Source organism: Bradyrhizobium sp. F1.13.3 (assembly GCF_040548265.1).
GTDB lineage: Bacteria > Pseudomonadota > Alphaproteobacteria > Rhizobiales > Xanthobacteraceae > Bradyrhizobium.
In genome coordinates this window covers 133,449-156,011 of the sequence record NZ_JBEPRI010000005.1, presented here as the reverse complement: position 1 = coordinate 156,011, position 22,563 = coordinate 133,449, and the positions used below count along the sequence as shown (strand labels likewise).

General features: G+C 64.1%; 22 protein-coding genes and 1 tRNA gene. 16 read left to right on the top strand and 7 right to left on the bottom strand.

Annotated elements, in window-relative coordinates:
- Positions 1–1,227 (bottom strand): c-type cytochrome, encoded by a 1,227-nt coding sequence (locus ABIB66_RS15865; protein ID WP_354209296.1) that lies wholly within the window; start codon positions 1,225–1,227, stop codon positions 1–3.
- A 280-nt stretch (positions 1,228–1,507) separates the two neighbouring features.
- On the opposite strand from ABIB66_RS15865, the gene ABIB66_RS15860 reads away from it, so the two are divergent.
- The 9 genes from ABIB66_RS15860 to ABIB66_RS15820 all read left to right on the top strand — a co-directional run bounded on the left by ABIB66_RS15860 (position 1,508) and on the right by ABIB66_RS15820 (position 14,711).
- Positions 1,508–4,999 (top strand): indolepyruvate ferredoxin oxidoreductase family protein, encoded by a 3,492-nt coding sequence (locus ABIB66_RS15860; protein WP_354254997.1) that lies wholly within the window; start codon positions 1,508–1,510, stop codon positions 4,997–4,999.
- Positions 5,000–5,389: 390 nt separating this feature from the next.
- Positions 5,390–6,547, top strand: a complete 1,158-nt coding sequence (locus ABIB66_RS15855; protein WP_085360843.1) for a thiolase family protein — start codon at positions 5,390–5,392, stop codon at positions 6,545–6,547.
- Positions 6,547–6,936, top strand: a complete 390-nt coding sequence (locus ABIB66_RS15850) for a Zn-ribbon domain-containing OB-fold protein (protein WP_354209298.1) — start codon at positions 6,547–6,549, stop codon at positions 6,934–6,936. Before ABIB66_RS15855 ends, ABIB66_RS15850 begins: the two co-directional genes overlap by 1 nt.
- A gap of 214 nt (positions 6,937–7,150) precedes the next feature.
- Positions 7,151–8,011 (top strand): MaoC family dehydratase, encoded by an 861-nt coding sequence (locus ABIB66_RS15845; RefSeq protein ID WP_354209299.1) that lies wholly within the window; start codon positions 7,151–7,153, stop codon positions 8,009–8,011.
- 149 nt (positions 8,012–8,160) lie between these two features.
- The gene (locus ABIB66_RS15840) at positions 8,161–9,039 is read left to right on the top strand and encodes an SDR family oxidoreductase (RefSeq protein ID WP_275168068.1); all 879 of its coding nucleotides are present in this window, start codon (positions 8,161–8,163) and stop codon (positions 9,037–9,039) included.
- Between the two features lie 107 nt (positions 9,040–9,146).
- On the top strand, positions 9,147–10,100 hold the full coding sequence (locus ABIB66_RS15835; protein WP_354209301.1) for a dihydrodipicolinate synthase family protein: 954 nt from the start codon (positions 9,147–9,149) through the stop codon (positions 10,098–10,100).
- A gap of 4 nt (positions 10,101–10,104) precedes the next feature.
- Positions 10,105–10,905, top strand: coding sequence for an NUDIX hydrolase (locus ABIB66_RS15830; protein WP_354254996.1), 801 nt, complete (start codon positions 10,105–10,107; stop codon positions 10,903–10,905).
- Positions 10,906–10,985: 80 nt separating this feature from the next.
- A complete protein-coding gene (locus ABIB66_RS15825; protein ID WP_354209303.1) occupies positions 10,986–11,900 on the top strand; it encodes a DMT family transporter in 915 nt (304 codons plus the stop codon).
- Positions 11,901–12,023: 123 nt separating this feature from the next.
- On the top strand, positions 12,024–14,711 hold the full coding sequence (locus ABIB66_RS15820; RefSeq protein ID WP_354209304.1) for a PAS domain S-box protein: 2,688 nt from the start codon (positions 12,024–12,026) through the stop codon (positions 14,709–14,711).
- A 103-nt stretch (positions 14,712–14,814) separates the two neighbouring features.
- Here the strand turns inward: ABIB66_RS15820 and ABIB66_RS15815 are convergent, their stop codons facing one another.
- Positions 14,815–15,165: a GrlR family regulatory protein gene (locus ABIB66_RS15815; RefSeq protein WP_007603093.1), complete on the bottom strand. Its 351-nt coding sequence runs from the start codon at positions 15,163–15,165 to the stop codon at positions 14,815–14,817.
- Between the two features lie 256 nt (positions 15,166–15,421).
- Here ABIB66_RS15815 and ABIB66_RS15810 point away from each other — a divergent pair, with 256 nt between their 5' ends.
- Positions 15,422–15,919 (top strand): hypothetical protein, encoded by a 498-nt coding sequence (locus ABIB66_RS15810; protein WP_354209305.1) that lies wholly within the window; start codon positions 15,422–15,424, stop codon positions 15,917–15,919.
- Between the two features lie 49 nt (positions 15,920–15,968).
- Here the strand turns inward: ABIB66_RS15810 and ABIB66_RS15805 are convergent, their stop codons facing one another.
- Entirely contained in the window at positions 15,969–16,352 is a 384-nt protein-coding gene (locus tag ABIB66_RS15805) for a VOC family protein (RefSeq protein WP_275168059.1), read from the bottom strand.
- A gap of 179 nt (positions 16,353–16,531) precedes the next feature.
- Here ABIB66_RS15805 and ABIB66_RS15800 point away from each other — a divergent pair, with 179 nt between their 5' ends.
- From ABIB66_RS15800 to ABIB66_RS15790, 3 genes are all read left to right on the top strand, one after another.
- On the top strand, positions 16,532–17,101 hold the full coding sequence (locus ABIB66_RS15800) for a hypothetical protein (RefSeq protein ID WP_354209306.1): 570 nt from the start codon (positions 16,532–16,534) through the stop codon (positions 17,099–17,101).
- A gap of 160 nt (positions 17,102–17,261) precedes the next feature.
- On the top strand, positions 17,262–17,801 hold the full coding sequence (locus tag ABIB66_RS15795) for a hypothetical protein (protein WP_275168058.1): 540 nt from the start codon (positions 17,262–17,264) through the stop codon (positions 17,799–17,801).
- Between the two features lie 151 nt (positions 17,802–17,952).
- Positions 17,953–18,029: transfer RNA gene (locus tag ABIB66_RS15790), tRNA-Arg, on the top strand.
- Between the two features lie 60 nt (positions 18,030–18,089).
- Here ABIB66_RS15790 and ABIB66_RS15785 read toward each other — a convergent pair.
- The 3 genes from ABIB66_RS15785 to ABIB66_RS15775 form a co-directional block, all read right to left on the bottom strand.
- Complete coding sequence (locus tag ABIB66_RS15785; RefSeq protein ID WP_354209307.1) at positions 18,090–19,055, bottom strand: AraC family transcriptional regulator; 966 nt, start codon at positions 19,053–19,055, stop codon at positions 18,090–18,092.
- A 146-nt stretch (positions 19,056–19,201) separates the two neighbouring features.
- A complete protein-coding gene (locus tag ABIB66_RS15780) occupies positions 19,202–19,336 on the bottom strand; it encodes a hypothetical protein (protein ID WP_354209308.1) in 135 nt (44 codons plus the stop codon).
- Between the two features lie 157 nt (positions 19,337–19,493).
- The gene (locus ABIB66_RS15775) at positions 19,494–19,766 is read right to left on the bottom strand and encodes a hypothetical protein (protein WP_354058752.1); all 273 of its coding nucleotides are present in this window, start codon (positions 19,764–19,766) and stop codon (positions 19,494–19,496) included.
- Positions 19,767–20,080: 314 nt separating this feature from the next.
- Here ABIB66_RS15775 and ABIB66_RS15770 point away from each other — a divergent pair, with 314 nt between their 5' ends.
- Positions 20,081–20,542 (top strand): host attachment protein, encoded by a 462-nt coding sequence (locus ABIB66_RS15770; protein WP_354209310.1) that lies wholly within the window; start codon positions 20,081–20,083, stop codon positions 20,540–20,542.
- Positions 20,543–20,572: 30 nt separating this feature from the next.
- Here the strand turns inward: ABIB66_RS15770 and ABIB66_RS15765 are convergent, their stop codons facing one another.
- The gene (locus ABIB66_RS15765; RefSeq protein WP_354209311.1) at positions 20,573–20,836 is read right to left on the bottom strand and encodes a hypothetical protein; all 264 of its coding nucleotides are present in this window, start codon (positions 20,834–20,836) and stop codon (positions 20,573–20,575) included.
- A gap of 289 nt (positions 20,837–21,125) precedes the next feature.
- On the opposite strand from ABIB66_RS15765, the gene ABIB66_RS15760 reads away from it, so the two are divergent.
- Together ABIB66_RS15760 and ABIB66_RS15755 are read left to right on the top strand one after the other, a co-directional pair.
- Positions 21,126–21,572 carry a hypothetical protein gene (locus tag ABIB66_RS15760; RefSeq protein WP_354209313.1) on the top strand — a complete coding sequence of 149 codons (447 nt, stop codon included), beginning with the start codon at positions 21,126–21,128 and terminating at the stop codon, positions 21,570–21,572.
- A 101-nt stretch (positions 21,573–21,673) separates the two neighbouring features.
- Positions 21,674–22,546 carry a DMT family transporter gene (locus tag ABIB66_RS15755; RefSeq protein ID WP_354058755.1) on the top strand — a complete coding sequence of 291 codons (873 nt, stop codon included), beginning with the start codon at positions 21,674–21,676 and terminating at the stop codon, positions 22,544–22,546.
- Positions 22,547–22,563: the final 17 nt, after the last annotated feature.

Sequence of the window (22,563 nt, the reverse complement as noted above, 5' to 3'; positions counted from 1 at the left end):
TTACGGCTCCTGCTTCCGCGCCCTCGCCACCTGCGCCGGCGTCACCAGTGGCGCGGCGTTGCCCCAGGAATTGCGTATGTAGTTCGTCACTGCCGCGATCTCTGCATCGGACAGCTGGTTGGAATAGGCCGGCATCTCCCCGGTGTTGGGCGCGCGCGGCGTCATCACGGTGTGGGCGCCGTCAAGGATGATGCGCAAGGTCGAGGATGGATTGACCGATTGCAGCAGCGCGTTGGCAGGCAGCGGCGGATAGATCCGCGGTGCGCCGGATCCGTCGGCCTCATGGCAGGCGATGCAGAGCTTGGCGTAGATGGCCTTGCCGGCCTTCATCTCGGCATCGTCAGGCGGCGTCACGATCGTCTCACGCCGTGCCGGCGGCAGGTTCTTCAGGTAAACCGCGATCGCGCGCACGTCGGCGTCGCTCATCTTCGAGGTCGAGTTGACGACCACCTCCGCCATCAGCCCGCTGGCATGGCTCCTGGCGTTGCGCCCACTCTGCAGATATTCCGTGACGTCCTCGACGCTCCACGATTTCAGCCCGGTGCGGGCGGCGCCATCGAGCCGTGGCGCGTACCAGCCGCCGACCTCGTTGCCCGCGAGTGACTGCGCCTGCTTGTCCGCGCCAAAATAGTTCTTCGGCGTGTGGCAGGCGCCGCAATGACCGAGCCCGGTGACGAGATAGCCGCCCCGATTCCACGCCGCGCTCTGGCTCTGGTCCGGCTCGAACAGGCCGGGTTTGAAATAGACCATGTTCCAGATCCGCATCAGGCCGCGATAGCCAAACGGCCAGCGCAGTTCCGGCGGCTTGTTGCGGCTCGTGACGGCCGCGAGCGTTCCGAGATAGGCCCGGATCGCCAGCGTGTCGTCCTTCGTCATCCGCGTGAAATAGGGGTACGGGAACGCCGGGTAATAGTTGGAGCCGTCGGGCGCGACGCCGGTGCGCACGGCGCGGGTGAAATCGGCGTCGGTCCAGGCGCCGATCCCGGTGTCGCGGTCCGGCGTCAGGTTCGGGGCATAGATCGCGCCGAAGGGAGTGGCGATGCGCTTTCCACCCGCGAACGGTTTGGCGGGATCGGCGGTGTGGCAGCCAGCGCAGTCGCCGGCCTCCACCAGCGCCTTGCCGTAGGCGATCAGCTCCGGTGACGGCTCGGCAGCGACGGCCGCGCTCGCAACCGCACTGCACAACGCCAGACCCACGAGAGTCAGGCCAGCCAGAATCGTCCGCATCGAAAGCCTCTCCTGCGACCCATCGACGCCGTCCCGGACGACCGGGCGTCAATTCGTTGCGCGACGGCGGGGGTATGGTGACACAAAATGAAAATCGCGGATGCCAATGCAGCCACGAAATTGCGATTTTTACCCGGCGCTGCCTTTGGTCCAGAATTGTGATGCGGAGCGTGAAATATCCGACATAGAGTGGCGGAAATGGTCGGCGCGACCTAGCTAAAAACAACGGGCAGGCAACGGCTTAAGCAGCCAAGCGCTCAAAAGGGCGGAAGAGGACATAATGGGCATCAACCAGGGTCCGATCAGTCTCGATCAGAAATACACCCAGGACACCGGACATATTTTCACAACCGGCATTCAAGCCCTGGTCCGCCTGCCGATGGCCCAGATCCGGCGCGACCGTGCCGCGGGGCTGAACACCGCGGGCTTCATCTCCGGCTATCGCGGCTCGCCGCTCGGCGGCTATGACCAGCAGCTCTTCGCGGCGCGCAAGCATCTCGAGCAATACAACATCAAGTTTCAGCCCGGCGTGAACGAGGATCTGGCCGCCACCGCGGTCTGGGGCTCGCAGCAGCTCAACCTCTCGCCCGGCGCCAAGTACGACGGCGTGGTCGGCATCTGGTACGGCAAGGGCCCCGGCGTCGATCGCTGCGGCGACGTCTTCCGCCACGGCAATGCCGCGGGCTCCGCCAAGAACGGCGGCGTCTTGTGTCTCGCCGGCGACGACCACGGCGCAAAATCCTCGACCGTCCCGCATCAGTCCGACCACGCCTTCATGTCGGCGCTGATGCCCTATCTCTACCCGTCGAGCGTCCACGAGATGATCGAGATGGGCCTTCTCGGGATCGCCATGTCGCGCTACTCGGGGTGCTGGGTCGGCATGAAGGTGATCACGGAGACGGTGGAGACCACCGCCGAGATCGACCTCACCGACGAGATGACGCCGTTCGTGATCCCGACCGATTTCGAGATGCCCGAAGGTGGTCTCAATCTGCGCTGGCCCGACGACCGCTTCGCCCAGGACCGCCGCCTGCAGGACTACAAGGGCTTTGCCGCGATCGCCTTTGCGCGCGCCAACAAGGTCAATCGTGTCACGATGGATTCGCCGAACGCCCGCTACGGCATCATGGCGTCCGGCAAGAGCTACGAGGATATCCGGCAGGCGCTGCGCGAGCTCGGCATCACGCCCGAGGTCGCCGCCAAGATCGGGCTTCGATTGTACAAGATCGGCATGCCCTGGCCTCTGGAGCCGGAAGGCGTCAGGCAATTCGCCGTGGGCCTCGAGGAAATCTTCATCATCGAAGAGCGCCGCGAGATCGTCGAAAATCAAGTGAAACAGGAGCTGTTCAACTGGCGCGACGATGTCCGTCCCCGCATCATCGGCAAGATGGACGATCACGACAAGCGCTTCCTGCCCTTTGCCGAAGAACTCAGCGTCGCCTCACTGGCGAGCTCGCTGACCGAGCGCCTGCTTCGACTTGATCTCAATCCCGAAATTGCAACGATGCTGCGCGCCAAGGCCGATTGGTTCAACGGCCGCCAGGCGTCGCAAATGCAGGCGACCGCGCCTGTCGCCCGCACCCCGTATTTCTGCTCCGGCTGCCCGCACAACACATCGACCAAGGTGCCCGAAGGCAGTCGCGCCTTTGCCGGCATCGGTTGCCACTTCATGGCACTGTGGATGGATCGCTCCACCGAGACCTTCACGCACATGGGCGGCGAGGGTGTGCCGTGGGTCGGCGTTGCCCCCTTCACCAAGGAAGAGCACGTGTTCGCCAATCTCGGCGACGGCACGTATTTCCACTCCGGCAGCCTCGCGATCCGCCAGGCGATCGCCTCCGGCGCCAACATCACCTACAAGATCCTCTATAACGACGCGACCGCGATGACCGGCGGCCAGCATGTCGACGGTGAATTGTCGCCGCAGCAGATCACCTTCCAGCTTCACAGCGAAGGCATCCGCGAGATCTATCTCGTCTCGGAAAATCCCGACGCCTATCCGGCGAACGAGATCGCGCCCGGCGTCAAGACCGCGCATCGTGACGAGCTCGATTCGGTCCAGAAAACGCTGCGCAAGGTCAAGGGCGCGTCCGCCATCGTCTTCGTGCAGACTTGCGCCGCCGAGAAGCGCCGCCGCCGCAAGCGCGGCACGATGGAGGATCCGGCGCGCCGTGTGCTCATCAATCCGGCGGTGTGTGAAGGCTGCGGCGATTGTTCGGTGCAATCCAACTGCATTTCGGTCGAGCCGCTGGAGACCGAGTTCGGTCGCAAGCGCGCCATCAACCAGTCGACCTGCAACAAGGATTATTCCTGCGTCAAAGGCTTTTGCCCGTCCTTCGTCACGGTCGACGGCGGCAAGATGCGCAAGCGCGCGCCTGCGGGCGTCGGCGATATCGGCGATCTGCCTGAGCCGGCATCGCGCCCCAACCTGGACAAGCCCTACAACATCGCGGTCGGCGGCGTCGGTGGGACCGGCGTGCTGACGATCGGCGCGCTGCTCGGCATGGCCGCCCATATCGAGGGCAAGGCCTCGATGATCCTCGATATGTCGGGCCTGGCGCAAAAGGGTGGGGCGGTGCTGAGCCACGTCCGCCTATCCGATCATCCGGCCGAGGTGACCTGCTCGCGCATCGTCACCGGCACGGCCGATGTCGTGCTCGCCGCCGATGAGGTGGTCGCGGTTGCCAAGGACACCATCTCGCTCTGCGATAGCAGCCGCACCCGCGGCATCATCAACAGCCACGTCATTCCCACCGCCGACTTCGTTCTCAACCGCGACTTCAACTTCCAGACCCGCAAGCTGAACGGATTGCTGGAGACCGCGCTACATGAGGACTCGGTGTTTTTCGACTTCACCAAGCCGGCCGAGCAGCTGCTCGGCGACAGCATCGCCACCAACATGATGATGATGGGCTACGCCTATCAGAAGGGCCTCTTGCCGCTGTCGGCGGAGTCGATCGAGCAGGCGATCGAGGTCAATGGCGTCTCGATCAAGATGAACAAGGAAGCCTTCCGCCTCGGCCGCCTCGCGGTCGCCGATCCCCAGCGCCTCGCCGGCATGCTGAAGGGGACTGACGAAGTCGTCGCACCGAAGACGCTGGACGCCATGACGCTCGACGAACTCGTCGAGCACCGCGCAAAACACCTCACCGCCTATCAGAACGGCCGCTTGGCCAAGCGCTACCGCAAGCTGGTGGACCAGGTCAGCGACGCCGCCAGACAGGGCGGCTATGACGAGGCGCTGACGCGCGCCGTTGCGGTCAATTACGCAAAACTGCTGGCCTACAAGGACGAATACGAGGTTGCGCGCCTCTACACCGACGGCGCGTTCGAAAAGCAGCTCCGAGACCAGTTCGAAGGCGACTTCAAGTTCAATTTCAACCTGGCCCCGCCTATTCTCAGCAGGGGCGTCGATGCGCTCGGCCGCCCGAAGAAGCGCGCCTTCGGCCCGTGGATGCTTCCGGTGTTTCGTATGCTGGCAAAATTCAAGTTCCTGCGCGGCACGCCGCTCGACATCTTCGGTCGCAGTGCGGACCGCAAGCTCGAACGCGATCTCATCGCCGGCTACGAGAAGGACGTCGCCACCGTGCTCGGCTTGCTGTCGCCGCTCACGATCGACACCGCGGTGGAGCTGCTGTCGTTGCCCGACCGCATTCGCGGCTACGGCCCGGTCAAGGAGAAGGCTGTCGCAGACGCCAAGGCCCGCTACGCCCAGCTCGCCGCCGATTTGGCCAACCCGCCGCCGGCACCAAGGCAGATCGCAGCGGAGTAGAATTTGTGGGGTGGGCTCGCTAATCCACCCCACAAATTCCTGTATGAAATCAACCACCATTCTACTGTGCATGGGGTTGTTTTCGCGGAAAAGGGTTTTTCGATAAAACGAAACCGCTTGTGCCGTCGGGCAAAACACCTTTAGGGTTCTGCCCGTCGTTCCCGTCATTGCGAGCGCAGCGAAGCAATCCAGAAAGCGTCCGCGGAAAGATTCCTGGATTGCTTCGCTGCGCTCGCAAGGACGATCCGGCAGCAGAGGCCCTCCCACCGCACCTCGGCGATTTGCGCCAACGCGCTGCCCTCTCGCCCGGCGGAATATTTCCGCGCTTGCCAACAGGGCAGCAGCGGTTCAGAAAAAACCGGAAGTGAGAAACGCCAGCGGAGACCTTATTTGACCATCAAGGGCAAGGCCTACATTGCCGGGATCTACGAACACCCGACCCGGCATGCGCCGGACAAATCCACCGCGCAGCTCCATGCCGAAGTCGCCAAGGGCGCGATCGAGGATGCCGGGCTCAGCAAGGACGATGTCGACGGCTATTTCTGCGCGGGCGATGCCCCGGGCGGCGCCTGGCCGATGGTCGATTATCTCGGGCTGAACACCAAAAAGCTCCGTCATGTCGATTCCACCGAGACCGGCGGCTGTTCTTACATCATCCATCTCGGCCACGCCGCTGAAGCCATCGCCGCGGGCAAGTGCTCGATCGCGCTGATCACGCTGGCCGGCAAGCCGCGCACCGGCGCGATGCCGCCGCGCGCGGCCGGCGCGGAAGCCGATTTCGAGACGGCTTACGGCGCGACTACGCACAATGCCTACGGCATGTGTGCCATGCGCCACATGCACGACTATGGCACCACCAGCGAGCAGCTCGCCTGGATCAAGGTCGCGGCCTCGCACCACGCGCAATACAATCCGCACGCGATGCTCAAGGACGTCGTCACCGTCGAGGACGTTCTGAACTCCCCGATGATCTCCGATCCCTTGCATCGCATGGATTGCTGCGTCGTCTCCGACGGCGGCGGCGCGCTGATCGTGACGACGCCCGAGATCGCAAAAAGCCTGAAGAAGCCGCTGGTCAAACTGATCGGACATGGCGAGGCGATGAAGGGGCCACGCGGCGGCAAGGATCTCGACCTCACGTACTCCGCCGGCATCTGGTCGGGCCCGCGTGCGTTCGAGGAGGCCGGCATCACGCCGAAGGACATCAAATACGCCTCGATCTACGACAGCTTCACCATCACCGTCCTGATGCAGCTCGAAGACCTCGGCTTCTGCAAGAAGGGCGAGGGCGGCAAGTTCGTCGCCGACGGCAATTTGATCTCGGGCGTCGGCAAGCTGCCGTTCAACACCGATGGCGGTGGCCTCTGCAGCAACCATCCCGTCAACCGCGGCGGCATGACCAAGATTCTCGAGGCCGTGCGGCAACTGCGCGGCGAGGCGCATCCGAAGGTGCAGGTCAAGAATTGCGATCTCGCCATCGCCCACGGCACCGGCGGCCTGCTCGGCGTCCGCCACGCCGCCTCAACGGCCATTCTGGAGCGCGTGTGATGAGCGAAGCCAAGAAATATCCGGCGCCCGTGACCAACCCCGAGACCGCCGCGTTCTGGGACGCGGCCAAGCAGGGCAAGTTCATGATCAAGCGCTGCACCGCCTGCGGCGAAGCGCATTACTTCCCGCGCTCGATCTGCCCGTTCTGCTACTCCGACAAGACGGTGTGGGAGGAGTCTTCGGGCGAGGGCACGATCTACACTTACAGCCTGATGCGAAAGTCGCCGACCGGCCCCTACGCGATCGGCTACGTCACGCTGAAGGAGGGGCCGTCGCTCCAGACCAATTTCGTCGACTGCGATCTGACGACGTTGAAGATCGGCCAGAAGGTGAAGGTGGTGTTCAAGCCGACCGACGGCGCGCCGCTGCCGTTCTTCACGCCGGCGTAGTAGGCGCGGTGAGTTCTTCCCTTCCCCCCTTGTGGGGGAAGGTGGCGCGAAGCGCCGGATGAGGGGTATCTCTCCACAGAGAGATTGTTCGATGAGGAGCGAACCCCTCACCCAAACGAGTTTGTTGCGGGCACCTTGTAGCCCTCTCCCATAAGGGGAGAGGGCGCAACAATAGGCGCCGCTCAGCTGAAGCTGCCGGGAGGAAACAACAAAAATGTCCGCCAGATACGACGAACTCAAAGGCCTCAAGAACCTCGGCCAGAAATATGCCTACACCGATCGCGAAGTGATGCTCTATGCCTATGGCATCGGGCTCGGCGCCGATCCGATGGACGAGAACGAGCTCGCTTTCGTCAACGAGGGCACGCTGACGCCGCGGCCGCTCAAGGTGGTGCCGACTTTTGCATCCGTCGCGGCGTGGGGCGCGGGTCCCGGCGAGATGAACCTCAACCGTGTGATGGTGGTCGACGGCGAGCGCGACATCACCTTCCACCAGCCGCTGCCGGTGGCCGCGCAGATCACCGCCGATTCCTCCGTGGTCGAAGTCTACGACAAGGGCAAGGACAAGGGCGTCGTCATCAGCCACCAGACCGTGCTCAAGAACGAGAAGGGCGAGAAGCTGGCTACTTTGGTCGCCTCGCGCTTCGCCCGCGGCGACGGCGGCTTTGGCGGGCCGAACCTGACCCAGCCGGATCCGCACAAGATCCCGTCGCGCGCACCCGACACGACCATCGACATCGTGACGCGCCCGGACCAGGCGCTTGTCTATCGTCTCTGCGGCGACCGTAACCCGCTGCACTCCGATCCCGAATTCGCGAAGAAGGCCGGCTTCCCGCGCCCGATCCTGCACGGCATGTGCACCTACGGCATCACCTGCCGCGGCGTACTCCAGACCTATGCCGACTACGACGCCTCCGCCTTCCGCCAGCACGTCGCGCGCTTCTCCTCGCCGGTCTATCCCGGCGAGACCGTGACCATGGATCTCTGGAAGGACGGCAGCACGATCTCGTTCGAAGCCAAGGTGAAGTCTCGCGGCGTCACCGTGATCAAGAACGGCAAGACGGTGCTGGGTTGATGATGCCGCTCGACGCGCTCTGAGTTATCTCGTCATGCCCGGGCTTGTCCCGGGCATCCACGTTCTTCCGCGCGGTTGGCGACCAAGTTCGTGGATGGCCGGGACAAGCCCGGCCATGACGGAGCAAAACAACAAAGGGAGACGCCACCATGGGACTACTCGACGGCAAGGTTGCGCTGATCACCGGCGCGGGCGGGGGGCTCGGTGAGGCCTACGCAAAGCTGTTCGCGCGGGAAGGGGCCTCCGTCGTCGTCAACGACCTCGGCGGTCCCCGTGACGGCTCCGGCGCCGACACATCGATGGCGCAGCTCGTGGTGGATGCGATCAAGTCCGAAGGCGGCAAAGCGGTCGCCAACGGCGCCGACATCTCCACCATGGAAGGCGGCCAGTCGGTGTTCGACGACGCCATCAAGCATTTCGGCCGCGCCGACATCCTCGTCAACAATGCCGGCATTCTGCGGGACCAGACCTTCGCCAAGGCCTCTGAGTCTGACTGGGACAAGGTCATCAAGGTGCATCTGAAGGGCACCTTTTGTTGCACCATGCCGGTGTTTCGCTGGATGCGGGAAAACGGCGGCGGGGTCATCGTCAACACCTCCTCGACCTCGGGCTTGATCGGCAATTTCGGCCAGAGCAATTACGGCGCGGCCAAGGGCGGCATCTGGGGCCTGTCCAACGTGCTGGCGATCGAGGGCCGCAAATACAACATCCGGATCTGGACGCTCGCGCCGGGCGCGCTGACCCGCATGACCGCAGACCTGCCCCGCTATAAGGAGAACCCCGGTGCCGCGCTGGGGCCGGACGGCATCGCGCCGGCCGTGCTATACATGGTCAGCGACTTGTCCGGCGACCAGACCGGCAAGGTGCTGGGCGTGTCCGGGCCCCGCGGCGTGCGCGAAATGCGGATGATGGAAATGGACGGCTGGAAGCCGCCGCACACGGGCTGGAAGGCCCAGGACATCGCCGATCATGCCAAGGAGATCTTCTTCTCCGAAGAGCAGATCAAGATGGGGGCGCGGCGGTTTTAGGCCATGGTCGTCCCGGGGCGCGCAGCGCGCGAACCCGGGACCTCGAGATTCCGGGTTCGATGCTAACGCATCGTCCCGGAATGACGAACAAGAGGATAGAGGACTAGATGAAACTCACCCCCGACGCCAAGGGCACCTTCGCAATCGCGCCGACGCCGTTCCACGATGACGGCCGGATTGACGAGCGCTCGATCGACCGCCTGACCGATTTCTACGAGGAGGTCGGCTGCGACGGCGTCACGGTGCTGGGCATTCTTGGCGAGGCGCCGAAGCTCGATGCCGCCGAGGCCGAACAGGTGGCGGTACGCTTCGTCAAGCGCGCCAAGAAGATGCAGGTGATCGTCGGCGTCTCGGCGCCGGGTTTTGCCACCATGCGCTCGCTGGCGAAGGCCTCGATGGAGGCCGGTGCGGCCGGTGTGATGATCGCGCCGCCGCCGTCGTTGCGGACCGACGACCAGATCATCGGCTATTACAAGCAGGCGGCCGAGGCGATCGGCCCCGACCTGCCCTGGGTGCTCCAGGACTATCCACTGACCTTGTCGGTGGTGTTCACCCCCGCTGTGATCCGCAAGATCGTCACCGACAATCCGAACTGCGTGATGCTCAAGCACGAGGACTGGCCGGGGCTGGAAAAGATCTCGACGCTGCGCAGTTTCCAGAAGGACGGCTCGCTGCGGCCGCTCTCGATCCTCTGCGGGAATGGCGGGCTCTTTCTGGACTTCGAGATGGAGCGCGGCGCCGACGGCGCCATGACCGGCTATGCCTTCCCCGAGCTTCTGATCGACGTCGTGCGACTTTCGAAGGAAGGCAAGCGCGACGCCGCCCATGATCTGTTCGACGCGCATCTGCCGCTGATCCGCTACGAGCAGCAGCCTGGTGCTGGCCTCGCCGTGCGCAAATACGTGCTGCAGAAGCGCGGCATCATCGCCTCCAGCGCCCAGCGCAAGCCCGGCGCCACTATCACGCCGGCGGCGAAGGCAGAGGTCGAGTACCTGCTGTCGCGGGTCGCCCGCGTCGACAAGCGCGCCAATCTCGGCCCGCAATCCAGCGCGGCAGGTTAGTCGAATGGCCGAGACGACAGCATCACGCCCTGCGTCGACGATCCTCCTGCTGCGCGACGGCGCAGCAGCGAAGGAAATTGAAGTCTTCATGATGGTCCGCCATCATCAGATCGAGTTCAATTCGGGCGCGCTGGTGTTTCCCGGCGGCAGCGTCGATGCCGGCGATCAGGAGATCGTCAAGCGCTCCGACCTGTATTCGGGCGGCGAGGGCCTGAGTGAAGCGGACCGCGGTTTTCGGATCGCCGCGATCCGCGAGACCTTTGAGGAAAGCGGCATCCTGCTGGCGCGCTCGAAGGACTCGGGCACGCCGGTCGATGCCAGGCGCGCCGGCGAGATCGCCGATGCGCATCGCCTCGCGCTCAACGAGCACAAGATCAGCTTCCTAAGCATTCTGGCCGATAACGGCCTCCAGCTCGCGCTCGATACGCTGGTGCCTTACGCGCACTGGATCACGCCCGAGCGAATGCCAAAACGTTTCGACACCTGGTTCTTCCTTGCGGCGGCACCGCCCGACCAGCTCGGCGCACATGATGGCCGGGAGTCGACCGACTCGATCTGGATCTCGCCGCGCGAGGCGGTGGAGGGCGGCGAGAGCGGCCGCTTCAAGCTGCCGTTCCCGACCACGCGCAATTTGATCCGGCTCGCCAAGCAGTCGAGCGTGAGCGCCGCGCTCGAGCACGCCCGCGGCATGTCTGTCGTGACGGTGATGCCTGTCATGACCAAGACCGATACCGGCCGCCAGCTCCGCATTCCCCGCGAGGCCGGCTATGACGGCGAAGTGTTCGAGGTCGGGGCGCTCGGCTAGGACAGTTCGATACAAAGCGAAGTATCTGCGAGGGCAGACGCGCTAGGTTCCGTCCCGGACAACGGGGCGGAGCACGCGACATGGACGACCGGCAGGACAACAACATCGCCGTCGAGCTGGCGCTGCTGCTCGCGCTCGCGACGCTCTGGGGTGGTTCCTACACCTTCATCAAGCTCGGCGTCGCCACGATCCCACCGATCACGCTGATCGCGGCGCGCACCACGATTGCCGGCCTGCTGCTGCTCGCGATTATGTGGGCGCGGGGCATCAGGATGCCGACGGATGCCGCGACCTGGCAACGCTTCGCCTTCCAGGCCGTGCTCAACAGCGTGATCCCCTGGACATTGATCGCCTGGGGCGAGCGCCACGTCGATGCCGCGCTCGCGACCATCCTCAACTCGGCCGGCCCGATCTTCACCTTCCTGCTCACGGCCGTTGTGACGCGTCACGAGGCGACGACACCGCGAAAGCTGGTCGGCGTGGTCGCCGGCATGGCCGGCATCCTGCTGATCGTCGGCGTCGATGCCGTCCATGATGTCGGAAGCGGCCTCGTCGCGGAGGCCGCCATCGTTGCCGCCACTATCTGCTACGCCTGCGCCGCGATCTTCGGTCGCAGCTTCAAGGGCCTCGATCCCATGGCGCCTGCGGCCGGCTCGCTGCTGGCGGGGGCTGCGGCGCTGATCCCGGCCTCGCTCATCGTCGAGCAGCCCTGGACGCTGTCGCCCTCGCTGAGTTCCGTGCTGGCGCTGCTCGCGCTGGCGACCTTCTCGACCGCCGCGGCCTTCGTGATCTATTTCCGCCTGATCCAGAGCCTGGGCTCGGTCGGCACCACCGCGCAGGCCTATCTCCGCGTGCCGATCGGAGTTGCCATCAGCGTCGCCTTTCTCGGCGAGAGCCTGAGCCGGACCGCCTGGATCGGCCTTGCCTGCGTCGTCCTCGGCGTCGCCGCCATGACTATCCCGGCGCGGCGGCCGGCCGGCGTCAAAACGTCATAATGCGGGGCCAAGGAGGACGGCAGGGCTGCAATATTAAGGATATTCGGCGGCCAGAGGCATGTTCCCCCCGGACCGCAATACGTCGTATATTGGAGCTCCAATAGCCCGGTCCTCACATCACCAATGTCCGCCGAATTGACGCCGACCCCTGAGAAAAAGCGAACATTCTCGCTCTCCATCGGCCAGCTCACGTTCGGCAGCTTCCTTCTGGTGCTGGCGGTGATCATCGTCACCTCGACCGCGAGCGTGATCGCGATCCGGCACATCGACAGGACCTTTGCCGAGCTGCAGCGGCTGCAGAGCGTCGGCGATCTCGCCGAGGACATCGACCGCCGCATGAACGAGCTGCGGCTCGCCGCGCGCGACTTCGTCACCGATCCCGGCGCCGGCATCCAGTTCAAGCAGGTGGGCGAGGCGGCCTCGACGCTCAGTGACATCCTGAAGAAGACCCGCATCGAGCTCGTGCCCGAGCAGCAGGATATGATCGACGGGGTCAGCGAGCGGCTTGCGACCTATCGCAGCGGCCTGGAGCGCATCTCGACCTTGATCGACCGCCGCGCACAGCTGCTCGCCGGCCTGCCGCCGCTCCGCGACCAGTTCGACGCGGCTGTCTCCGGCACCGGGGACCGAGAACTGGCGTCCCGCCTGTCGGAAGCGCAGAGCCGGATCGCGCTCGGTTTGCTTGCGCGCAACCCGTCCGCGGCCGAGCAGGCGGCGCAGAGCATGCGGGCGATGGGGATCGCTGATCCGAAGCTCAGATCGGCCGTCAACGATTACGCCGAGGCGATCATCGCGGTCGCGGTCCGTGAACGGCAGATCGCCGACATCGACCGCGAGGTGCTGGGAACCGAGGGCCGGCTGATCGGCCGCGTCACCGAATTGCTGCGCGAGGTCAGCGCCCGGCGCGGTCACGTGCTGTCGCGCGACTTTGCCCGCACGCTGACGGAGGCGCGCTGGCAGAGCATCGTGCTCGGTACCATCGGCGTGCTGATCGGCATTCTCGCGGCCGGTTTCGTGGTGCGGCGGACGGTCCGTCCGCTCGCCCAGATCGCGCGGTCGATCCGCGCGCTCGCAGCCGGCGAGAAGAACACCTCGATCCCGTCCGCCGACCTCGACAATGAGATCGGCGACATTGCGCGGGCGGCCGAAGTGTTCCGCCGCGCGCTGGAAGAGGCCGACACGGCGCGCGAGGCGGCGGTGCGCGCACTGACCGAGCAGCGCCTCGCCGAAGAGAGCTACCGGAAACTGTTCGAGGGCTCGGTCGATGGCATCTATGTCACGACGCCGGCCGGCGACCTCCTCAACGCCAATCCGGCGCTGGCACGGATGATGGGTTACGATAGCCCGCAGCAGCTGATCGACAGCATCAACGACATCGCCCACACCATCTACGTCAATCCCGAGGCACGCGTCGAATATCAGCGGCTGATGGCCCGCGACGGCATGGTGCGCGAGTTCGAATACCAGGTGCGCCAGCGCGGCGGCGACATCCTGTGGCTGTCCGACAGTGCCACCGGCGTCCGCGACGAGGCCGGCAACATCGTCCGCTACGAGGGCACGCTGCGCGACATCACCGACCAGAAGCGCGCCGAAGACGCCATCGCCGAAGGACGGCGCCTGCTTCAGCAGGTCATCGATACCGTGCCCGCGGTGATCAACGTCAAGGACCGCGACCTGCGCTACGTGCTGATGAACCGCTACATGGCCGGCATCTTCGGAATCGAGCCCGGCGATGCGCTCGGCCGCACAACGGCCGACCTGATGTCGCGCTACGGCGCGGCCAAGTCCGACGAGAGCGACAAGCGCGTACTGACGCTGCGAAAAGGTCTCGGCTTCTACGAAGAAGAGTACATTGATTCTTCCGGCCACATGCGGCAATGGCTCGTCAACAAGCTGCCGCTGCTCGATGCAGAAGGCGAGATCGAGCGGATCGTCACCGTGGCGCTCGACATCGGCGAGCGCAAGCGCGGCGAGCAGGAGATGCGGAAAGCCAAGGAATCCGCCGAGACCGCGCTGCGCAATCTGCGCGAGACCCAGGCCTCGTTGATCGAGGCGGAGAAGCTGGCGGCGCTCGGGCGCCTCGTCGCCGGCGTCGCGCACGAAGTCAACAATCCGGTCGGCATCAGCCTCACGGTCGCCTCCGCGCTGGAGCGCAAGACCGCGATGTTCACCGCCGAGGTCGAGCGGGGCGAGTTGCGCCGCTCCACGCTCAACGACTTTCTCCATACCAGCCGCGACGCGTCCTCGCAGCTCGTCTCCAATCTCAATCGCGCCGCCGAGCTGATCCAATCGTTCAAGCAAGTCGCCGCCGACCGCAACTATTCGGACCAGCGCAGCTTCGATCTCGGTGACCTCACCGAGCAGGTGGTGATGAGTCTGCGGCCCGGCCTTCGCAAGCACAATCTGACGCTCAATGTCGAGTGCCAGCCTGATCTGACCATGAACAGCTATCCCGGACCGTACGGCCAGGTGCTGACCAATCTGTTTCTCAACGCGGTGGCGCACGCCTTCCCGGACGGCCGGCCGGGCACCATCGACATCCAGGTGCGCGAGTCCGGCAAGGACAATGTCGAGATCATCTTCTCCGACAATGGCTGCGGCATGTCGCTCGACGTCCGCCGTCGTGCCTTCGATCCGTTCTTCACGACGCGCCGCGACCAGGGCGGCACCGGCCTCGGGCTGCACATCGTCTACAGCATCGTCACGAACAGGCTTGGCGGACGGCTCGATCTGGATTCCGAACCGGGCGGCGGCACACGTATCCAGATCATCCTGCCGCGAGTCGCGCCACTCGAGCAGGCCGCGGAATAGCTCGAGCGTTTTCGAGCGAAGTAGATTGCCCGGTTCGCGTGAAGAAAACGTGGAAACAACAACAATTGAGATCTGAGATTCTGATTCAATCAGAACCGAAGCTTCAGTCGGCCTCTGCAAGCTTGTGCAGCGTTGCGCCGAAAATCTGGCTGGCCTTGCCGACCAGCGCGGTCCCCGTCATGTCCCCGCGCGTCTCCGTGAAGGTGCCGCTGACGCCGATGCCGACCGCGGCAGGGCCGCCGAACAGCGGATTGTCGTCACCCCGCGGCGAGGTGTGACGCTGGACCAGCACCTCGCCCTTGAAGGTATTGTCCTTCACCGTGTAGCTGCCGGTGTAATACAGGTAGGCATCGCCGCCAAGAATCTTGCCGTCGCGAAAAAGAATCACGCCGCTGCCCTTGCCGACCCGACCATCGAGCAGGTTCACGTGAATCGAATAGAGGCCGTTCTTCATAACGTCCCGAGGCCGGCCGCCATCGCCCAATGGCGTAACCGGTAGGGCATTTATGCCAAAGGGCATGCGCCCACGCAACGCGGGAGTTTGGCCGCCGGCCTTGCGCACCTGCCCGTGAGCCGTAGTGTCCCGGCTTGTCTATGACACCGCCATGACGGTCTGATCATGAAGCGAGGCCAGTCGTTGCGAATCAAGTTGGCCCGCGAAATGCATAACCATTGTTGCACTGGCCGCGGGGTGCTGGAGCAAGACAAACGTGAGCAACTGGATCGATTCCGGCGGCGAGAAGCCGCGTCTGTACAGTGTGCGTCCCACGATTTGCGAAACACGACAACGGCGGATTGGCGGCGCGGCACGCTGGCGAAGCGTGACGAGCCTCGCTTGTGCCCTGGCTCTGATCGCACTCGCAGCCCCGATCGGGCACGCGCGCGACCGCGGCCAGTTCGTCAACACCAATGCCGAATTGAAGGCCTGGTTCGACGGCCTGCGAAGCGGCAAGGGGCCTTGCTGCTCCGATGCAGACGGCTCGGCGCTCTCGGACACCGACTGGGACAGCAAGGACGGGCACTATCGGGTCCGTGTCCCACGGTATGGCTACGTGATCGACGGCCGACCGCAGGAGCTCGTCTGGGTCGAGGTGCCCGAGGAGGCCGTGATCTCGGAGCCGAACCGGGCGGGGCGCACCATGGTCTGGCCGATCTACGGCTATATGGGCGTCGCCATCCGCTGCTTCATGCCCGGCAGCATGACTTAGGCGCACCGGGCGGCACGTCGCCCGGTGGGCCGATGCGGCGCGCGCCGTGTCAGGTATATTTCTTGTCGCGCTCGAGCAGCTCGATGGAGATGCCTTCGGGGCCGCGGATGAAGCAGATGCGCACGCCGGGGCGGATCGTGGTCGGTTCGCGCGTGAAGGTGACGCCCTTGGCCTTGATCTCGGCGGCGACGGCGTCGATGTCCTTCACCGTGAGACCGAAATGGTCGAGGCCCTGATGCGGGTGCGACGGCGGCGGGTTGACCGCGTTGTCGCCTTCGAGAGGCGCAATGAAAATCCTTGCGCCTCCAAGATTCACGTCGATCCGTCCGGGCGCTTGCACGATCTCGCCACCGAGGATGTCCCGCAACCATGCCGCCGTGGCCTCCGGATCAGGGCTGCGCAGATGGACGTGATCCCAAGTGACGACTGGCATTTCATGTTCTCCCGACGGGTCTTGATGTTGCAGCGCATGTTAGCGGCCTCGGCCGGTGACCGCCACCGCTCTTGCCGACTCGACAGCTGCGCGGGAACCTTAGTTCGTCTTCCGGATTAAGGTAAACAGTGGCCGAATCCGTTGTCGAACGTGCTTCCGCCGCGATCGGTGAGGCAACCATGAACGCTCGGTTTGACCGCATCGGGTTAGGGCGTTTCGCCGTGACCGGCGAACGACTGGCGCGGGCGGTGACGATCGCGAGCGTTTCATTTGGGCGAGGCCTGCTGTGGCTGTTGGCGGCCATCATCGTCGGTTGCGGCGTCTGGATGCTGCTCCCTCTCTCCAGAGGCAACAGTGCCGAACCGGTGAGGTCTGACGTGGCAGCGGTCGAGACGGCGCCTTCGGGCAACGAGGCCGTCGTGTCGTCGCCATCCGAAGCTCAGATTCCGACAATGGCGGAACTCGGTCGGATCAGGATTTCATCGCAGACCTGGCGCCGCGGCGGCCTTGGCTCGAAGGCGCTGGTGACGTTCACGCTGCGCAACGACAACGACTATGCCGTAAAGGATGTCGAGATCGCCTGTGCTTTTGCGCGGCGCGATGGCAGTCATCTCACTGACCGCAGCCGCGTTCTGGCGGATACGGTTAACATGAAGAGCCGCAAGACTTTTGCGCGCATTCCTGTCGGCTTCGTCAATGTGAATGCCGATCAGGCGAAGTGTTCGCTTGTGGCAGCACGTCGGACCTAAGGCCGGCATTTTTCGGTAGCGGAAAAGTTACTGTCCTGGGGCCTTGGCCAAAAAACTTGCCGTCGCCATTTGAACCGAATGGCTGGGGCAGGAACCAATTAAATGATCGCCTGTTGAGGCGGAGAGCCCACGCGGGGATGCGGCGGGCGGAGCGCGGCCAATGCCTATCCTTCGGTATTTCATTTTTGTCGGTGGAGCCTTGCTCGCACTGCTGCTCGCGGCGAACCACGTTCTGCCGACTTCGCCTGTGACGCAGGCGGTTGCAACCGCAAGCAACGAACAGCCGTTGATCCGGATCCGGTCCGATCGCCACCTGCCGGAGCGCGTCGTGCTCGACACCACTCAGCCGCCGCTTGCCGCCCCTGCGGTGAAGATCGCCGCCGCCGCGGCTCCCCAGCCGCCCGTGGAGGGTATGTCGCCGGCCTTGGCCGAGATTACAGCCAAGGCGCGGGTCCGCGAGACTTTCGCTCAATTCACGCCGGCCGCGAAGGCTGATGCCGCTGCGGTCAAGAAGGCCGAAGCCAAGACGCAAGTTCAGGCGCAGGCCCAGGCCCAGACTCCTCAGGCCCAGCCACTTCAGACCCCAGCGCAGCAGCCCAAGCGCAAGGTCGCCAGAGCGCATCCGGTGCCGCAGCAAGGGCGGCCGATGATGGTGATGGCGCAGCAGCCGCATTTCGGCTTCTTCGATAGCACCTGGTAAGAGCGGGTCTGCCCCGTCTCGAATCGGGGCGGGAAGGGCTTTTTATTGGCGGGCCTCTCTGCTAATTCGAACCCATCCGAACGTCATCCGGCCTGCTGCCCGCCAGCAGCAAACTGGGGCGTCTCGGCTGCGGCCCAATGTCGGGCCCAGGGCGCTCGTAGCTCAGCTGGATAGAGCATCGGATTTCGATTCCGAGGGTCGGGAGTTCGAATCTCTCCGAGCGCGCCAATTCCGGATATGTTTGGAAGAGGGCGCTCACAACAACGACCGCCGCAGCGGCCTGCCTGGTCAGCCTGCCGTCGGACCGGCTTGCCGGCCCCGTGCCAGCGTGTCGGACGGCGCTTCGTGGAAGGTCGCGCGGTAAGCTGCGGCAAACTCCCCCAAATGGTGAAAGCCCTGGGCGCGCGCGCATGTGGTGACGGTGGCGCCGCCGCCCTTGAGAAGGCGAGACCGGGTCGCCCACAATTTTTTCAGGCGAATGTACTGGTGCAAGCTCATGCCGCGCACCTTGCTGACGGCGCCGCCGAGCGTCCGGATCGAGACGCCGAACTCGCCGGCGAGATCGGCTGTATAGATCGGAGCAGTCGGATGTGCCGCGACGTAATCGTCGATCCGCTGCACGAGTTTGATCGACCGCTCCCCCTGGACGGAGGCACTCCGGTCCGAGAGCGGATCGATGCGAAACAGATCGTCGAGCGCGAGCAGCAGACCTTCCTGGAGATGGGCGGCGACCTCGGTCGTTTCGAACAGGGCCGGCTGCACCGACGCGGTTCGCAGAATGTCGAGCAGGAGCTGGCGTATGTGGAGCAAAGCGGGGCGGTTCGCGCCAAAGGCCCGCAAATCGTCCGCCTGATCGAACCAGCCCCGGTCACTCAGGCCAGGTGAGAAGATGATCATCGCATGATGATTGGTCCGGCGCTCGACGAAATGGCATTCATCGCTGCCGCGGAGCGCGATGAAGAAGCGCGCGTCCAGCTCCATGCCCTTGGAATTGACCTGAAGGTCGTCCGTCATGGGCAGGATCACCATCCCGCCGGGCATCCGATAGGCGGCGTCGAGGATGCGCGCGAACGAGCGCATCATGACGATGCGGCAGCCGGGCAGGGAGACGACAGCGCGAGCCGCCGCGAAATTCTGGACGTCGAGCGGAATGCTTCTCGCATCCTCCATCGACTCGATCGGCCGAAACGCATCGACGTCGGCAAAGCCGATCAATTGAAGCGCCGAGGATGGGGCGAGGGCGTCGAACAACATGCGTGTGGCCGGCTGCCGCAATGTGACAATCAAATGAACGTCAGTACATCGCCATCAATGGCGAAACATCGCGCTTCAGTAAACCGGATTCCGGGCCGTAGTATTGCGGACATCATCGCATGAAGCCCGGCAGATCGATGTCGTCGTCAACGGTCTCGAGTCATCGGCTGGCCGGAGGCGAGGTCGATGAAGTGCAGCCGCGTGCAGGCGGGACAGGTGAAGGAGGCAAAGCTCTGCGCCTCCTGTCTCTGTTGCTTCTCGAGATGGGTCTGCACATTCATGCCGGTCTGGGGACATCGAAAAACGATCAAATCGACCATCGTCGGAGAATGACGGCGTGGCGGATTTCGTCTTTGATCTAGATCAGTTTTGGAATGACTCCAGATCAACATCCTTGATCTCGCAAAAGCGAAGGGGCCCCGGAGAGCCCCCTTAAAATCACCAGCGGCGGTAGCGTGGTCCGTAATAGCGAGGACCACCATAAAAGCGCGGTGCATATCGGGGACCATAGTAGGGCCGCGGCCCGTAGTATCCATAGTAGTTCGGGCGCCAGAAACAGCGTCCCCAGGCGTCACAGACCATGCGGACCTGCTCGACGTCCGAGACCTGCGGCGTCGCAGGAGCAGGCGCGATGGGCATGGCGGACGCCGCCGATGATGCGACCAACGCACCCAACAGGGACGCGGCGACGAGGCCAATTCTAAGCTTCATGATGTCTTTCTCCGCTTACGCAATACAGGGATATCGAAGTTTGTTCTGATCAAATTGTGGCGGGACCGAAATGTAATGCTGATGAACAGGTCTTCAGCCAGCCCGCCGCAGGCCTGACCTTTGGCTCCGGGAAACTATCCCAGGTTCGAGCTCTTGACCAATGCTGCGCTTGCGTTTGCGTCCCCGCAGGACATTGCCGCCATCCTTGATCCCGCGCAATTCACCGGTGCGGCTTCGTCTCTAAGCTTGCCGCCGTGGTCAGCCTTGCGAGCAATCGAAGAGCAGGCTCGCGAGGTCGCTTTGGAGCTGTGCAAATGGACAAAATGAGAATCGACAAGGGTGACTGGCTGGTCGTGTGCGACGGGCGCAAGGCGCTCATTCTGGAAAACCTCGGCGACGAGATGTTTCCGAACCTCCACACCAGGGAGGTGCACGAGCAGCCCAATCCCTCGACCGGTGCGCAAGGGACCGACGCTCCGGGCAGGCTCCATGGCGCGGCCGGCAGCACGCGCAGCTCGGTGGAGCAGACTGATTGGCATGACGAGGCCGAGCGCGCCTTCCTGCGCGGCCTGGCCGGACGGCTCGATGTCGCCGTCAGCTCAGGCGAGACCTCGGCCTTGACCATGGTGGCCTCGCCGCGTGCGCTTGGGATGATCCGCGCCGACTATTCGGACGTGGTGCGCAAGGCACTCCAGGGCGAGGTCGGCAAGGACCTCGTCAAACTGCCGGTCTACGAGATCGAGAAGCAATTGCTGCTGTCGGGCGCCGTCAAATAGCGGCCCCCGCAGAGAATACGCCTGCGCCCCTCAGTAGCAGGGGTGGCGGCGGCGGTCCTGGCCGACATAGGCGGCTGCGCTCTGGTAGCAATGGTTGGTCGACGGGCCGTCGTAAAAGGCGAACGTCCCGGGCGTCATGCCGGGTCCGTAATTGTGCAGATAGCTGATCGGATAGGGCAACGGGTTCGTGTAATGGCGGTGGTACCGGTGATGTCCACGCGCCTCTGCGAGGCCAGGGGCAAGGATTGCGGCCGACAGGGCTGCAATCGCGGCTACAAGCTTCAACTTGCTCATCTCGAATCTCCGGAACCCGCACGAATAGGTCAGCTGTTTATAGCCAGTTCGGGCGGCCGGAACACCCGTCCGAAGCCCGGAAATCGTAGCCAATCCCGCAGATTCCCGGGTGGGTGTGACAGAATTGCCGGTTCTGTGGTCCAGACTTGCCCATTTTTGGCCTTTTCGAGATGCTTAACGAATTCCCCACACAAGTGTGACCAAAGAGAATTAGCATAAGATTCCTGTTGCCGGCTTTTTGGGGTCCATAGGCCGGTCCATTCCTGAAGGCTTTCGCCGTCACCTCACCATGCGCATCACGCTTCTAGGTCTGCTGTTGCTCTCGGTCGTCGCCGCCTCGCCGGCGCGGGCGGAGCTGCACATCACCCGCGACCACGGCGGCTATGTCGAGGAGTACAAGGCCAAGTACAAGCGCGTCCGCGAGAAGGGCGAGCGCGTCATCATCGACGGCATCTGCAACTCGGCCTGCACCCTGGTGCTCGGCATCGTGCCGATGAACAAGATCTGCGTGACGCCGCGTGCCAGCCTCGGCTTCCACCAAGCCTACTACGACAAGGCCTTCACCTTCGGCATCAAGGTCACCAGCGCGGAGGGGACGTCCGACCTGATGGCCTATTACCCCGACAAGGTGAAGGACTGGATCCGCCGCAATGGCGGGCTCACCACCGACATGAAAAAGATCAAGAACGGCGTCGAGCTCTGGAAGATCATCGATCCCTGTCCGGACGAATGGTGAGCGGCTGAGCCGTCGCTCCGTCGCAGCGCAACATCGCTCCGACAAAATTGGTCGAAATTCGCATTGCCGCATTGCCTCCCTGTGGGGCAATGAGGGCGGCAATGAACCATAATCAAGAAGCCCTGACCGCCCGCGCCGCGCCGATCCTGTTCGTCCTGCTCTGGAGCACCGGCTTCATCGGCACCAAATACGTCGTCAACAATGCCGATCCCTTGACCTACCTCGCCATACGCATGGCGTTCGTGGTCGGTCTGATGGCAATCATCGTCGCGATTGCGCGACCGAAATGGCCGGACCGTATCGGCATCGCGCACAGCGCGGTCGCCGGCATCCTCGTCCATGGCTTCTATCTCGGCGGCACCGCAATCGCGATCGCGCACTCGATTCCGGCCGGGCTCTCCGCGCTCATTCCGGGCCTTCAGCCGATTCTGACCTCGACCATCGCCAACCGCTGGCTCGGGGAGAAGGTGACACCGGTGCAATGGGCGGGGCTCGTGCTTGGCCTCGGCGGCGTGGTGCTGATCCTGCACGGCCGTCCCATGACCGGCGAAGCCGGGCTCGGCTGGCTTGCCTCCGTGGTCTCGCTGATCAGCATCACGCTCGGCACGCTCTATCAGCGCCGCTACTGCAACCAGATCGACTGGCGCGCCGGCAATCTCGTGCAGTACGTATCCGTCACGATCTTCTTCGCGATCGGCGCCTTTCTGTTCGAGGACCGCGTGGTGCACTGGACACGCGAGTTCATGCTCGCGCTGGCCTGGCTCGCCGTGGCGCTTTCGATCGGTTCGATCGGGCTGCTGTACTGGCTGATCCGCCATGCCGCCGCCACCTCTGTTGCAAGCCTGTTCTATCTGGTGCCCGCCGTGACGGCGCTGATGGCTTATCTGCTGTTCGGAGAGAAGCTCGATGCGCTGGCGATCGCGGGCATGGTGATGTGCGCGGCCGCGGTGTTCGTGGTCAACCGACGCTTCTAGGATCGGCGGGCCGGATC